Origin of the sequence: Pseudomonas haemolytica (assembly GCF_009659625.1) — a bacterium.
GTDB lineage: Bacteria > Pseudomonadota > Gammaproteobacteria > Pseudomonadales > Pseudomonadaceae > Aquipseudomonas > Aquipseudomonas haemolytica.
Genome location: NZ_VOIW01000003.1, coordinates 719192 through 732901 on the forward strand (window position 1 = coordinate 719192; position 13710 = coordinate 732901).

At 60.0% G+C, this 13710-nt stretch carries 12 protein-coding genes; 3 read left to right on the forward strand and 9 right to left on the reverse strand.

The window, feature by feature from the left end:
• Nucleotides 1-18: 18 nt before the first annotated feature.
• From FRT59_RS13710 to FRT59_RS13745, 8 genes are all read right to left on the reverse strand, one after another.
• The gene (locus FRT59_RS13710; RefSeq protein ID WP_003194732.1) at nt 19-1941 is read right to left on the reverse strand and encodes a PrkA family serine protein kinase; all 1923 of its coding nucleotides are present in this window, start codon (nt 1939-1941) and stop codon (nt 19-21) included.
• Between the two features lie 285 nt (nt 1942-2226).
• Nucleotides 2227-2556 carry a thiosulfate sulfurtransferase GlpE gene (gene glpE, locus FRT59_RS13715; RefSeq protein ID WP_034116082.1) on the reverse strand — a complete coding sequence of 110 codons (330 nt, stop codon included), beginning with the start codon at nt 2554-2556 and terminating at the stop codon, nt 2227-2229.
• A 9-nt stretch (nt 2557-2565) separates the two neighbouring features.
• Complete coding sequence (locus FRT59_RS13720; protein WP_153837540.1) at nt 2566-3417, reverse strand: symmetrical bis(5'-nucleosyl)-tetraphosphatase; 852 nt, start codon at nt 3415-3417, stop codon at nt 2566-2568.
• Nucleotides 3417-3797 (reverse strand): Co2+/Mg2+ efflux protein ApaG, encoded by a 381-nt coding sequence (gene apaG / locus FRT59_RS13725; RefSeq protein ID WP_034116080.1) that lies wholly within the window; start codon nt 3795-3797, stop codon nt 3417-3419. Before apaG ends, FRT59_RS13720 begins: the two co-directional genes overlap by 1 nt.
• A gap of 99 nt (nt 3798-3896) precedes the next feature.
• A complete protein-coding gene (gene rsmA / locus FRT59_RS13730; RefSeq protein ID WP_034116079.1) occupies nt 3897-4709 on the reverse strand; it encodes a 16S rRNA (adenine(1518)-N(6)/adenine(1519)-N(6))-dimethyltransferase RsmA in 813 nt (270 codons plus the stop codon).
• Complete coding sequence (pdxA, locus tag FRT59_RS13735; protein ID WP_162524804.1) at nt 4706-5695, reverse strand: 4-hydroxythreonine-4-phosphate dehydrogenase PdxA; 990 nt, start codon at nt 5693-5695, stop codon at nt 4706-4708. Before pdxA ends, rsmA begins: the two co-directional genes overlap by 4 nt.
• Nucleotides 5692-7026 (reverse strand): peptidylprolyl isomerase, encoded by a 1335-nt coding sequence (locus tag FRT59_RS13740; protein WP_152612287.1) that lies wholly within the window; start codon nt 7024-7026, stop codon nt 5692-5694. The genes pdxA and FRT59_RS13740 overlap by 4 nt, the downstream gene beginning before the upstream one ends.
• Complete coding sequence (locus tag FRT59_RS13745) at nt 7007-9844, reverse strand: LPS-assembly protein LptD (protein ID WP_153871439.1); 2838 nt, start codon at nt 9842-9844, stop codon at nt 7007-7009. Before FRT59_RS13745 ends, FRT59_RS13740 begins: the two co-directional genes overlap by 20 nt.
• 130 nt (nt 9845-9974) lie before the next feature.
• Here FRT59_RS13745 and FRT59_RS13750 point away from each other — a divergent pair, with 130 nt between their 5' ends.
• The 3 genes from FRT59_RS13750 to FRT59_RS13760 are packed head-to-tail and all read left to right on the forward strand — an operon-like array spanning nt 9975 to nt 12440.
• On the forward strand, nt 9975-11000 hold the full coding sequence (locus tag FRT59_RS13750) for an aminoglycoside phosphotransferase family protein (RefSeq protein ID WP_153871440.1): 1026 nt from the start codon (nt 9975-9977) through the stop codon (nt 10998-11000).
• Nucleotides 10997-11671, forward strand: coding sequence for an N-acetylmuramate alpha-1-phosphate uridylyltransferase MurU (murU, locus tag FRT59_RS13755; protein WP_153871441.1), 675 nt, complete (start codon nt 10997-10999; stop codon nt 11669-11671). The genes FRT59_RS13750 and murU overlap by 4 nt, the downstream gene beginning before the upstream one ends.
• 1 nt (nt 11672) lies before the next feature.
• The gene (locus FRT59_RS13760) at nt 11673-12440 is read left to right on the forward strand and encodes a TerB family tellurite resistance protein (protein ID WP_153837545.1); all 768 of its coding nucleotides are present in this window, start codon (nt 11673-11675) and stop codon (nt 12438-12440) included.
• A 146-nt stretch (nt 12441-12586) separates the two neighbouring features.
• Here FRT59_RS13760 and FRT59_RS13765 read toward each other — a convergent pair whose 3' ends face one another.
• On the reverse strand, nt 12587-13561 hold the full coding sequence (locus FRT59_RS13765) for an alpha/beta hydrolase family protein (RefSeq protein ID WP_153871442.1): 975 nt from the start codon (nt 13559-13561) through the stop codon (nt 12587-12589).
• Nucleotides 13562-13710: the final 149 nt, after the last annotated feature.

The following is a 13710-nucleotide window of genomic DNA, read 5'->3' on the forward strand; positions in this document are numbered from 1 at the left end:
CGCACGCTTGTCGCTGCCTTACTGCGATTTACGCACCCGCAGGTACCACTCGGAGAGCAGCCGTACCTGTTTGTCGGTGTAGCCGCGCTCGACCATTCGTGTGACGAAGTCGTTGTGTTTTTGCTGATCCTCCTTGCTGGCCTTGGCGTTGAAGCTGATGACCGGCAGCAGGTCCTCGGTGTTGGAGAACATTTTCTTCTCGATGACCACCCGCAGCTTCTCGTAGCTGAGCCAGGTGGGGTTCTTGCCGTTGTTGTTGGCCCGGGCGCGCAGTACGAAGTTGACGATTTCGTTGCGGAAATCCTTCGGATTGCTGATACCAGCCGGTTTCTCGATCTTTTCCAGTTCTTCGTTGAGGGCCACGCGGTTGAGGATTTCGCCGGTTTCCGGATCTCGGTATTCCTGGTCCTGAATCCAGAAGTCGGCGTACAGCACGTAGCGGTCGAAGATGTTCTGGCCGTACTCGCTGTAGGACTCCAGGTATGCGGTCTGGATTTCCTTGCCGATAAACTCGATGTAGCGCGGTGCCAGGTACTCCTTGAGGAAGCGCAGGTAGCGTTCACGGGTTTCGGCCTGGAATTGCTCCTGCTCGATCTGCTGTTCCAGTACATAGAGCAGGTGTACCGGGTTGGCGGCAATCTCGTGGGGGTCGAAGTTGAAGACTTTCGACAGGATCTTGAATGCAAAACGCGTCGACAGGCCGTTCATGCCCTCGTCCACGCCGGCGGTGTCGCGGTATTCCTGGATCGACTTGGCCTTGGGATCGGTGTCTTTGAGGTTTTCGCCGTCGTATACGCGCATCTTCGAATAGATATTCGAGTTCTCCGGTTCCTTGAGGCGCGACAGCACGGTGAACTGGGCGAGCATCTTCAGGGTGTCTGGCGCGCAATGGGCCTTGGCCAGGGAGCTGTTGAACAGCAGCTTGTCGTAGATCTTGATTTCATCGCTGACCCGCAGGCAGTACGGCACCTTGACGATATAGATCCGGTCGATGAAGGCTTCGTTGTTCTTGTTGTTGCGGAAGGTGTGCCATTCCGATTCGTTGGAGTGGGCCAGCAGGATCCCGGTGAACGGAATCGCGCCCAGGCCTTCGGTACTGTTGTAGTTGCCTTCCTGGGTGGCGGTGAGCAGTGGGTGCAGTACCTTGATCGGCGCCTTGAACATCTCCACGAATTCCATCAGGCCCTGGTTGGCCCGGCACAGTGCGCCCGAGTAGCTGTAGGCGTCGGCGTCGTTCTGCGGGAATTCTTCCAGTTTACGGATATCGACCTTGCCCACCAGCGCCGAGATGTCCTGGTTGTTTTCATCGCCCGGTTCGGTCTTGGCGACGCCGATCTGGTTGAGGATCGACGGGTAGAGTTTCACCACCCGGAATTGGCTGATATCACCGCCGAATTCGGCCAGGCGCTTGGTGGCCCAGGGCGACATGATGGTGTTGAGGTAGCGCCGTGGGATGCCGAAGTCTTCTTCGAGGATCGCGCCATCTTCCGTGGCGTTGAACAGGCCCAGGGGCGACTCGAAGACAGGTGAGCCCTTGATCGCGTAGAAGGGCACCTTCTCGATCAGTTGCTTGAGTTTCTCGGCCAGGGACGACTTGCCGCCGCCGACGGGGCCGAGCAGGTAGAGGATCTGTTTCTTCTCTTCCAGGCCTTGGGCGGCATGGCGGAAGTAGGAGACGATCTGGTCGATGCATTCTTCCATGCCATGGAAGTCTTCAAAGGCCGGGTAGCGGCGGATCACCTTGTTGGAGAATATTCGCGACAGGCGCGAATTGTTGGCGGTTTCCACCAGCTCCGGCTCGCCGATCGCCAATAGCAGGCGCTCGGCGGCAGATGCGTAGGTGCTGCGGTCCTGCTTGCACAGCTCGAGATACTCTTGAAGTGTGAGTTCTTCCTGCTGCGTGGACGCGAAGCGTTGTTGGAAGTGGCTGAAAATACTCATGACGTCGTCACCTCGCTCGATACGTGGAGCCGACGCCGGATCAATCAGTCGATGCTGGCAGTCATTGACGGACGCCAATGGCTGTTTTCCCCCCAGAACACCCTGAAACGCTACCGATGACCCGTACGCCGGTGTACCGGCTCTCCCCTGATTCGGATGGCCTGCGCTTAAGGATAGTTCGGAATCCGGGAGGTCAAGGCACGATACGCAATTAGTTTGCCTGCGCCGTTCGTCAGAAACGGCGCGAGCCCAAGCATCACGCGGGGTAGCGGGGTGTGAAAAAAATTATTGCGAATTGCCGGAGGAAATTTCTGCAGGATAGGTCGTACGCCACAGCTCAAAGCCGCCGTCCAGGCTGTAGACGTCGGAGAAGCCCTGGCTGACCAGATAGGCGGCCGCGCTCTGACTGGAATTGCCGTGGTAGCAGGCAACGATCAGGGGTGCATCAAGGTCGGCGGCGCGGATGAAGTCGGCGATGTTGACGTTGTCCAGGTGCTGGGCGCCGGTGATATGGGCGGCGGCGTAAGTGGGTTGATCGCGGATATCAACCACTACGGCACCTTGCTCACGCAGGGCCTGGGCTTGTTCTGGGGGGATACGCTTGAATTCGCTCATGGCGGGCTCCTATGACTTGGCGGCGGCCGGCTGGGTAATGGAAAGGGGTGGTTCACACTGGCAGTCAAGGCGCTCGCCAGTGTCGATGTTCATCAGGGTCATGGCGCCGCCCCACACGCAACCGGTGTCGAGGGCGAACACACCGGGCTCGTCGCACCGGCCTTCCAGGGCGGCCCAGTGACCGAAGATGATCCTGGTATCACGGGTCTTGCGTTCCTTGTGGGCGAACCAGGGCTTATAACCCGGTAGCGCCGTGTCGACGCCTTCCTTGCTTTTGAGGTCCAGCTTGCCTTCGGCGGTGCAGAAACGCATGCGGGTGAAGTAGTTGGTGATCACGCGCAGGCGGGGCACGCCGGTGAGGTCGTTGTCCCACTTCACTGGTTCGTTACCGTACATGCCGTCGAGGTAGGCGGTGTACAGGTTGTCGTCGGCCAGCGCACTTTCAACTTCTGCGGCGCATTTAAGGGCTTTTTTCAGCGTCCACTGTGGCGGGATGCCTGCATGCACCAAGGCCATGTTGCGGCGTTCGTCGTAATGCATGAGCTTTTGTCGGCGCAGCCAGTCGAGCAATTCAGCGCGATCCGGTGCTTCGAGAATTTCCCGCAGGGTGTCGCCTTTTTTCAGGCGTTCGATGTTACTGCCGGCCGCGAGCAGGTGCAGGTCATGGTTACCGAGCACACACACCAGGGAGTCTCGCAGGCTATAGAGGTAGCGCAGGGTTTCCAGGGACTGCGGGCCGCGGTTGACCAGGTCGCCCACCAGCCACAGGCGATCATTTGCCGGGTCGAAGGCTACACGCTCCAGCAGGCGCTTGAGAGGCTCCAGGCAGCCTTGCAGGTCGCCGACCGCATACGTCGCCATCAGTGCAGGGCTCCGGGCACAGCGAGGCGAAAGGGCGCGATGACGGCGTCGAACAGTTTGCCGTCGGTGGCCTTCATCTGATACGAGCCTTGCATGGTGCCGACCTTGGAGGTCATCACCGTGCCGCTGCTGTAGGTGTGGCTGGCGCCGCTGTCGATCAAGGGTTGCTGACCAACAACGCCAGCACCACGCACTTCCTCGACCTGGCCGTCACCGTCGGTGATAACCCAGTGGCGCGACAGCAGCTTGGCCGGTACCAGCCCGTTGTTTTTCACCGTGACGGTGTAGGCAAAGGCGAAGCGGTTCTGTTCAGGTTGCGATTGTTCCGCCAGGAAGCGGGTGACGACGCTGACGTCGATCTTATAGCGAGGATCGGACATGCAAGAGGCCTTAAAAGCGGAGGACAGCAGATGCGGGTCAGTCTAGGCCATGAGGAGGGCACTAGGCCAGACATGCTGTCTGGCCATACACCGCAGGCTTCAGTCCGCGGCGGGTGCCGGCTGAATGGCCAGTTGATCGGCCAGGCGTACAAATGCGGCCAGGTCCAACTGCTCGGGGCGCAGGCTGCCATCGACGCCGGCGGCTTCGATTTCAGCGGTGCTCAGCAGGGCCTTGAGTGTGTTGCGCAGGGTCTTGCGACGTTGGTTGAACGCTTCGCGTACCACACGCTCCAGCAATTTATGGTCCTTGGCTGGGTGCGGCAGCACGGCGTGAGGTACCAGGCGCACGATGGCTGAATCGACTTTAGGCGGCGGGTTGAACGCGCCAGGCCCAACGTTGAACAGGTGCTCCACGCGGCAGTGGTACTGGACCATGATCGACAAACGACCCCAATCGCCGCCGCCAGGGCCGGCAGCGAGGCGTTCCACCACTTCTTTTTGCAGCATGAAGTGCATGTCGCGGATGATCCCGGCGTTGTTCAGCAGGTGAAAAATCAGCGGCGTGGAAATGTTGTACGGCAGGTTACCCACCACCCGCAGGCTGTTGGGCGCGGCGTTGAGGCTGTTGAAGTCGAACTTCAGCGCGTCGCCCTGGTGCAGGTTGAAGTTGGGCTTGCCGGCGAACTGCTGGTTGAGGATCGGGATCAGGTCCTTGTCCAGTTCCACCACATCCAGTTGCCCACCACTGGCCAGCAGGCCCTGGGTCAGCGCGCCCTGGCCCGGGCCGATTTCCAGCAGGCGGTCTTCGGGCTTGGCATGGATGGAACGCAGGATACGGTCGATTACGCCAGCGTCGTGCAGGAAGTTTTGCCCGAAGCGCTTGCGCGCCCGGTGTTGGTATTGCTCAGTCATATACGGGTCTCGGCCATCTGATAGGCGGTTTCCAGGGCCACGTGCAGGCTGCCGGTATCGATCTTGCCGCTGCCTGCCAAGTCCAGGGCTGTGCCATGGTCGACGGAGGTGCGGATGATCGGCAGGCCCAGTGTCACGTTGACTGCAGCGCCGAAGCCTTTGTATTTCAGCACGGGCAGCCCTTGGTCATGGTACATCGCCAGCACTGCGTCGCAGTGCTCCAGATATTTGGGGGTAAACAGAGTGTCTGCAGGCAATGGGCCACGCAGGTCCATGCCTTCTTGGCGCAGGCGCTCTAATGTCGGTTCAATGATGTCGATTTCTTCATGGCCCAGGTGGCCACCTTCACCGGCGTGGGGGTTGAGCCCGCAGACCAGGATACGCGGTTGGGCAATGCCGAACTTCTGTTGCAGGTCGGCATGCAGGATGCGCGTGACACGCTCCACGCGCTCGGCGGTAATGGCATCGGCGACTTCACGCAGCGGCAAGTGCGTGGTCACCAGGGCCACGCGCAGGCCACGGGTGGCGAGCATCATCACGACTTGAGCGGTGTGGGTCAGTTCAGCGAGGAATTCGGTATGGCCGGAAAAGGCGATGCCGGATTCGTTGATCACACCTTTGTGCACAGGGGCGGTGATCATGCCGGCGAAGTCGCCGTCGATACAGCCTTGGCCTGCACGGGTCAGGGTTTGCAGCACAAACGCCGCATTGGCCTTGTCCAGTTGCCCGGCAACGACCTTGGCGTGCAGTGGGGTATCCCATACGTATAGGCTGCCTGCGGGTGCCGGCAGGTCGGGCCAGTTGCTTGGTGCCACGTCCAGCAGGTTGACGGCCACACCCAGTTGCGCGGCCCGCTCAAGGAGCAGGTCGCGGCTGGTAATGGCGATCAGGGGGTGTGGCTGGGGTTGCGAGGCGAGCAGCAGGCACAGGTCTGGACCAATGCCGGCCGGCTCGCCGGGTGTCACGGCGAAACGCTGGGGTTTCACTGGGCGGCCTGGTCGGTGCCTGTTTGCTCGGCGCCTGGCAGCTTGTTCTCTACATAAGCTTCGTCACGGATCTGACGCAACCAGGTTTGCAGCTCTTCGTCGTATTTGCGGTTACGCAGTACAGTCAGGGCTTGCTGCTCGCGGGCCTGGGTGGTGTTGTCAGTGGCACGACGGCCAAGGACTTCAAGCACATGCCAGCCGTATTGAGTCTTGAACGGTTTGGACAAAACGCCTTGCGGAGTATCGGCCATGACCTGCTGGAACTCCGGCACCAGGGCTTTCGGGTCGATCCAGTTCAAGTCGCCGCCGTTGAGGGCAGAACCTGGGTCTTCCGAGAAGCTTTTGGCCAGGGTAGCGAAGTCTTCGCCGCTTTCGATGCGGTCGTAGATCTTCTGGGCCAGTTCCTTGGTTTGTGCCTCGGTGCGGATTTCGCTTGGTTTGACCAGGATGTGACGAACGTGTACTTCGTCTTTCAGCGAGGTCTCGCCGCCGCGCTTGCCCAGCAGCTTGAGGATGATGAAACCGCCTGGCGTACGTGCCGGTTGGGTAATCTCACCCACGTTCATGGCGCTCAACTCACGGTCGAACGGCGGTGGCAGTTGTGCGGCTTTACGCCAGCCCATGTCACCACCGTCCAGCGCGTTATCGCTGCCGGAGACGGCAATCGCGGTCTGGGCAAAGTCAGCCCCGGCCTTCAGGCGGTCGTAAACCGCTTGAGTCTTGGCGGCTGCGGCATTCAGTTGCTCGGCGCTGGCGCTGTCTGGCGTTGGGATCAGGATATTGGCCAGGTGCAGTTCTTCGGAGAGCTGCATCTTGCCAAGGTCCGAAGCCAGGAAGTTCTTCACTTCCTGCTCGGATACCTGGACCCGCTCGGCCACACGGCGCTGACGCACACGGCTGATGATCATCTCGCGCTTGATCTGGTCACGAGCGTCCTCATAGGACAAACCATCGTGAGCCAGGGCGGCGCGGAACTGATCAATGCTCATGTTGTTGCGTTGAGCGATGGTACCAACGGCCTGGTTCAGTTCTTCGTCCGAAATACGGATGCCGGAGCGTTCGCCGATCTGCAGTTGCAGGTTTTCGACGATCAGGCGCTCCAGCACCTGCGGTTCCAGGACGCTGGTAGGTGGCACGCCACCGCCACGCTTGGCGATGGTTTGCTGAACTTCCTTGACCCGTTGGTCCAGCTGGCTTTGCATGATCACGTCGTTGTCGACGATGGCCGCTACTTTATCCAGCTGTTGGACCGCGGCGTGTGCCGATACGGTGCCCAGGAACAGCGCGCCCAGTACTAGCGGGCGCAAGCGATCAGAAAGCTTTGTCTTCACGTTCACGATAACCTTCAATGCCTTTGTCGAGGAAGCTCTCTACCTTGGCGCCGGTCAGGCCGCCGAGTCCTTTAAGGACGATCTGGAGGAAGAGCCCGTGGTCACCCTTTTCGTTCTGCGGGGCGATCTGGCTGTATTCGTCGTTGGAAACCCAGTAGCGGTTGATGACGCGCAGTTTCCAGCAGCAGTTGTCGTACTCGAAACCACCGAAGGCTTCCAGGGTACGGTTGCGGGCATAGTCATACTGCCAGCGGGTGATCAGGTTCCACTGCGGAACGATCGGCCACATCATCGAGAAGTCGTGTTGCTGGATTTTGTAGTAATCCTTCACGAAGCCAGGATCGCCTTCTTTGCCGAAGTCACCACCGAACTGCCACTTGCCGGTCAACTGGTTGTAGACGATCTGATCGTTCCGATAGCGGTAGCCGAGGTTGACCACCTTGTTCGGGTTATCTTCCGGCTGGTAGTGGAACATTGCGCTGCCCGAACGTGGGGTGTGGTTTTCAGTGTCCCAGTTATAGTCGGCCGTCGCACGCCAGTCACGGTTGAAGCGGAACTCATATTCCAGGGCGATCGGCGATACATCACTCTGGGCGTCTGCACGGTCGGCGGCCAAAACGCCTGGCAGTTGAACTTCACGATCCTTGAAGTACAAGGCCTGACCGACGCTCACACGTTGGCGTTCGAAACCGTTTTCTTCGATCCAGCGGCTGGTTACGCCCAGGGACAGCTTGTTCTCATCACCGATCCGATCATTACCGACGAAGCGGTTGTCACGGAACAGCGACGCGTAGCTGAACGAGTATTCACCCGAGTCGAAAACCGGGATATCGCTCTGGTCTTTATTGGGAACATAAAGGTAGAACGCGCGCGGCTCGAGGGTCTGGCGATAGTCTTTGCCGAACCAGTTGGTATTGCGATCAAAGAAGAGACCGCTGTCGATGCTGGCAATGGGTACTGCACGATCTTGCGAGCTTTTGAACACACCGCCCGCGTAAGGAGCTGCACCAGGCACCGTGGCGGCCAATTGCCCGTCGGCGATGTCCTGCTTACCTTTACTGTCCAGGTCGAGGTCATACTTGGTGTAGACGTATTTGAGCCTTGGCGTAATAAAGCCGTAGCTCGAGGTCATCGGGTACTCGATGGCCGGCGCTACATTCAAGCGCGTACCGTTTGCACGGGTCAGGCCGTTGACGTAGTTATCCAGGCGTCGTTCACCAATAATCCCATTGTTGAATGGCCCGCCATCTTCGTTAACCACATTGCCGCTTCTGAGGTGGCGGTCGAATCTTACGGCTTCTGTCTCATAGGACAGATTGACCCCACCCGGATGGTACGGCAGCAAGCCATTAAAGGTGATTTGCGGGAGTCGATCATACGGCGTGATTTGTGAAATCGTGGCCAACTGCATCGACTGGACATTCAGGCGAGCCTGATAGGAGTCCCCGCGATAGGTCAAAGCACCTTGCTGGTTCAGGAAGTCCTGGCTCTGAACGCCTTCCTGATAGGCCTTCAAATCTTGGAAGTAGAACGGATCACTGATCTTGGTGTAGTCAACCAGTGTCGACAGGCGCGAATCCAGACCACCCCTATGCTGCCAATTGAGCATGTAGCGAGTTTTTTCGTAATCGGTCTGTTTCTTGCGCTCGTCGCTATCATCATTCAGATACGCCCCACCAAACTGCCCTTCGCTGGACTTGGTCAGGTAGCGGAATTCGCCTTCCATCAACAAGCCACGCTTGGTCATGTACTGCGGGTACAACGTGGCGTCGTAGTTCGGTGCCAGGTTGAAGTAGTACGGCGTCACCAGGGTGAAGCCCGTCTCGCTGCCGGTACTGAAGCTTGGCGGCAGGAAGCCCGATTGACGACGGTCGTCGATCGGGAAGTAGATGTAAGGGGTGTACAGGATCGGGATATTCTTGACCCGCAACGTCGCGTTGGTAGCCGTACCGAAACCGGTGGCCGGGTTCAACGTGATGTTGTTGCCCTTGAGCTGCCAGGCATTGCTGTCTGGCTCGCAGGTGGTGTACGTACCGTCCTTGAGACGGATGATCGCGTTCTCTGCACGCTTGGCGTACAGCGCGTTACCGCGGATGCGTGACTTGTGCATCACGTATTCGGCGTTGTCGATCTGGGCGGCGCCGGTGTCGAGCTGGACCTGGGCATGGTCACCCACGATCAGGGCGCCGTTGTCGCGCAGACGCACCTTGCCGTTCAGCTCGCCACGGTTCTCGGCCTGGTACAGGCTGGCTTCGTCCGCTTCCAGCTGCATGCTGCCCTGGCGCATGACCACGTCACCGGCCAGGGTTGCGACCTGCTGTTCCTGCTCGTAACGAGAGGCCTTGGCACCGATGAAGGTCGGCGCATCGCTCTTGTTCGTCTTGTCATTCATGCCAGGACGAACCGGCTCGATGTAGGCGCCGCTGCAGTAAGGGCCGGTTTCAGCCAACTGCGCTGCAGTCAGTTTCTCACGAGGCACCCAGTCCAGGTGGCTGTAGTCGGCGCTGCGCGAACGCAGGCCACGGCCCTTGGCTTCGGTGACCAGCATGGTCTTCGGCTCGGCGTCGACGCTGCCTTCAGCCTTGCCTTGCGGCGTGCTGTTGGCCGAGCTGACGGCAGAGCCGTCATGCACCGGGCGCGGTGGCAATGGGGCGGCGGCGGTTTTCGGCGCGCAATCCCAGGCACCCGAAGCAGAGACTGAGCAGTCATACTGTTCCGCGGCGACCACGAATGAGGTGGCGAAAGGTTGCAAGGCCAGCAGACTGCCGGTTACCAGCAACGGAAATTTTCTACGAAACGCGGGGGATTTCAATGCCATCTTATTAGTCCGGGCTTCCTGCGTGCCATCTGCCCGCGGTTTGGGCCGCACGCCTCTCGATGGTCTGAAAAAGATGCGTGATAATAAAGCATGCCCCGCTTGACGGCTAGCGCCGTCGGAGACCCTTGTAATGCCCGAGCAAGATCTACGTTTACAACAGCTGGAAGTCTGGCTGGATGAGCAGTTGCCAATTCTTTTCAACGCTCAGGACTGGGGCCCCGTACCCCCGGCCACATTGACCGCGGCCAGCAGCGACGCGAGTTTCAGGCGTTACTTCCGCTGGGAGGGCGGTGCGCATACGTTCGTCGTAATGGACGCGCCACCCCCCCAGGAAAACTGCAAACCTTTCGTCGATATCGCGGATTTGCTCGCGAAATCGGGAATAAATGTGCCAAAAATTTATGCAGAAGACTTGCCCCGAGGTTTTCTTTTGCTCAATGACCTGGGCAGAAAAACCTATCTGGACGTGATTGACGGTGAAAACGCCGATCAATTATTTGCCGATGCCATCGACGCTTTGCTCGCGTTCCAGCAATTGCCGATGGACGCACCGCTGCCCAGCTACGACGTGGCCTTGTTGCGTCGCGAGCTGGAATTGTTCCCGGAATGGTACGTACGCCGTCACTTGGGGATCGACTTTGACGCTGAGCAACAGGCTCTCTGGCAGCGTGTCAGCGAGCAGTTGATCGATAGTGCCCTGGCGCAACCCAAGGTGCTGGTGCATCGCGACTATATGCCGCGCAACCTGATGATCAGCGAGCCAAACCCTGGCGTACTGGATTTCCAGGATGCGGTCTACGGCCCAGTGACCTACGACATCACTTGCCTGTTCAAGGACGCCTTCCTCAGTTGGCCCCAGGCCCGCGTGCGAGACTGGCAGCACGGCTACTGGCAGCGCGCGGGGCAGTTGGGAATTGCGGTGCAGGACGATTTTGAAGACTTCCTGCGCGCCAGCGACCTGATGGGCGTGCAGCGTCACCTCAAGGTCATCGGCATTTTTTCGCGCATTTGCCACCGCGACGGCAAGCCACGCTACCTGGCCGACGTGCCGCGCTTCTTTGCTTATATAGATGCGGTGATCGCCGACCGACCTGAACTGAGCGAACTGGGCGAACTACTCGCCAGCCTGCACCAACCCGCCGAGGCCAGCGTATGAAGGCGATGATCCTGGCCGCGGGCAAAGGTGAGCGCATGCGTCCGCTCACGTTGCATACGCCCAAACCGCTGGTGCAAGCGGGCGGTAAACGGCTTATCGAATATCACCTCGAAGCGCTGGCGAAAGCCGGCTTCACCGAGATCGTGATCAACCACGCCTGGCTTGGCCAGCAGATTGAAAGCTACCTGGGCGACGGTTCGCAGTTTGGCCTGCGCATCCAGTATTCAGCCGAAGGTGAGCCGCTGGAAACCGGCGGCGGAATCTACCAGGCATTGCCGTTGCTGGGAGACGAGCCCTTTCTGGTGATCAATGGTGATATCTGGACCGATTACGACTTCTGCCAATTGAAACGGCCGCTCCAGGGCCTGGCCCATCTGGTGATGGTCGACAACCCGGCACATCACCCCTCGGGAGGGGATTTTTACCTGGACCAGGGTTTGCTTCATGATGCCGCGCCCGGTGCCGATAACCTGACCTTCAGTGGCATTTCAGTGCTTGACCCTCAATTGTTCGCGGGTTGCAGCGCCGGTGCCTTCAAGCTGGCCCCGCTGTTGCGGGCGGCCATGGCCAAAGGACGGGTAACGGGGGAGCATATGACGGGACGCTGGGTGGATGTCGGGACGCTGGAGCGACTGGCGCAGGTCGAAACTTTGCTGACAACGGGGCAGTAGGATGTTGTGGCCAGGGACGCTGATCGGCGCCGGGGCTGGCTTTGCCATTGCCAGCATACCGGGGGCCTTGTTGGGTGCATTGCTGGGGCAGGCGCTGGATCGCCGCCTGCAATTGCACAGTTGGGCGCAGTTGCGCGAACGCTTGGGCGGGCGCCCGGTATTGCGCAACGACGAACTGTTGTTTGTGCTGCTGGGGCGACTGGCCAAGAGTAATGGCCGGATTGTGGATGGGCATATCCAGCAGGCTCGTCAGGAAATGCGTTCATTGGACATGTCCGAGCCGGCTCAGCGCCGCGCCATCACGGCATTCAACCGAGGTAAGTCCGGCACCGATCGAGTGCGCAGTTACCTGCGTGTGCTCAAGGCGCAGCCTCATGCGGCGGAAGGCGTATTGCGCGCTTGTTGGCGCATGGCCTGGGCGGACGGCCGGGCGGATGATGCCGAGCGCGACCTGATTGACCTGTGGGGCAAGTGGCTGGGGTGGACGCCGCAACAACTTCAGGCGTTGGCGGCCGATTACGCGCCGCAGCGTAAGCCGGTGGTGAGTCGTAGCGGGGGCTATCAGGAGGCGCTGCGGATTCTGGGGGTGACGGCAACCACTGAACCCTCGGTGATCAAACGCGCCTATCGTCGCCTGCTCAGCCGTCACCACCCGGACAAGATCGCCGGCAGCGGTGCCAGCCCCGCGCAAGTGCGAGAGGCGACCGAGCGCACCCGTGAGCTGCATAGCGCCTATGCGTTGATTCGCGAGCGGCGGGATTTTCGCTGAGGCTATTGGCCTGAAAACCCAATCCAATGTGGGAGGGGGCTTGCTCCCGATAGCTGGGTGCCAGTCAGCACATGTGTCAGCTGATGCACCGCCTTCGGGAGCAAGCCCCCTCCCACATTGGTTCTACATTGCGTTCAAATTTGTGATCAGTCGGCACCGGGCTGCGGGCTCAACCATCCACGGACCCGCCGATACAACTGTTCCTGCTCCGCTGCGCTATTGCCGGGCAACGCCGTGAGCGAAACCTGCTTATAGCCTGCATTCTTCGAACGCTTGGCCGCCTGGATACGTTCCTGAGCGTCTTTGCGCTCCTGGGCACCGTCTTGATAGAACACATCCGCCGTAGGCACCTTCAAGCTCGGCGCCAGTTGCTGCAGGTCCGGGTGTCGAGCCGCGGGCGTCTTCCCGGCCACCATGACCAACTTCTGCACCTGGGCGGGTTGTTTCTCGCTCAAGTACCGTGCGGCCCACCAGGCGCCGGTGCCATGGCCGAGCAATACCACGCTGCGCGCGCTCTGGGTCTGGGCAAAGGCGACTGCTGCGTCGATACGATCGAAGATGCGCTTGGCGTCGGTCTTGTCCTGTTCATCGGCGCCCGGCACCACCGCCGGGTCAGTACCTTCGGCCTCGGCGCTGGCGGCCTGTTCGACGGGCTTGGCCACCGTGCTGCCGTCCTTGCTGCTGGTATCGACGGCCGCCTTGGGCGGTTCGATGACGCGTGGCGGCAGGGTGTCCATATTCACGTCCGGCAATGACAGGCTGAGGGTGCCCCAGGCGGCGTCGGGCAATTTGCGCCGCAAGGGGGCGATTGCCTGCGGCCAGTCAGCGTTCTCCCCAGCTCCCGGTACGATGATCACCACGCCTTCAGCTTCAGCGCTGTTGGCGGGTTTCCATAGCGCCAGGAACGAATCGCTGCCAGCTTGCAGCTGTTGTTGTTCCTGTGGCGGAATCTGCCGTTCGAGACCGCTGGTTTCTGCCTGGCTACGCTCGGGCAGGGGTTGGCGTTCAGCCGGCTTTTCGGTGGCGGGCGCCGGCGCATCGGCGGCCTGAACAGTCATGGCGCTGGTAAATAGTAGCGACAGGCACAATGCTGGCAGTGCCGAACGGTGGAGAAAGAGCATCGTTAATTCCCGGCCAGAAGTGATTCCAGCAGCCTAATGGGTTGGTCAGTATTTGTCAGTGCTGTGACGCGTGGTTTTCGCTAACTGCCGGTTATCGGCTGTTTGTACTTTGCCTTTAAGAGTGGGGCGGCGTCTGGGCTCTCTGACTA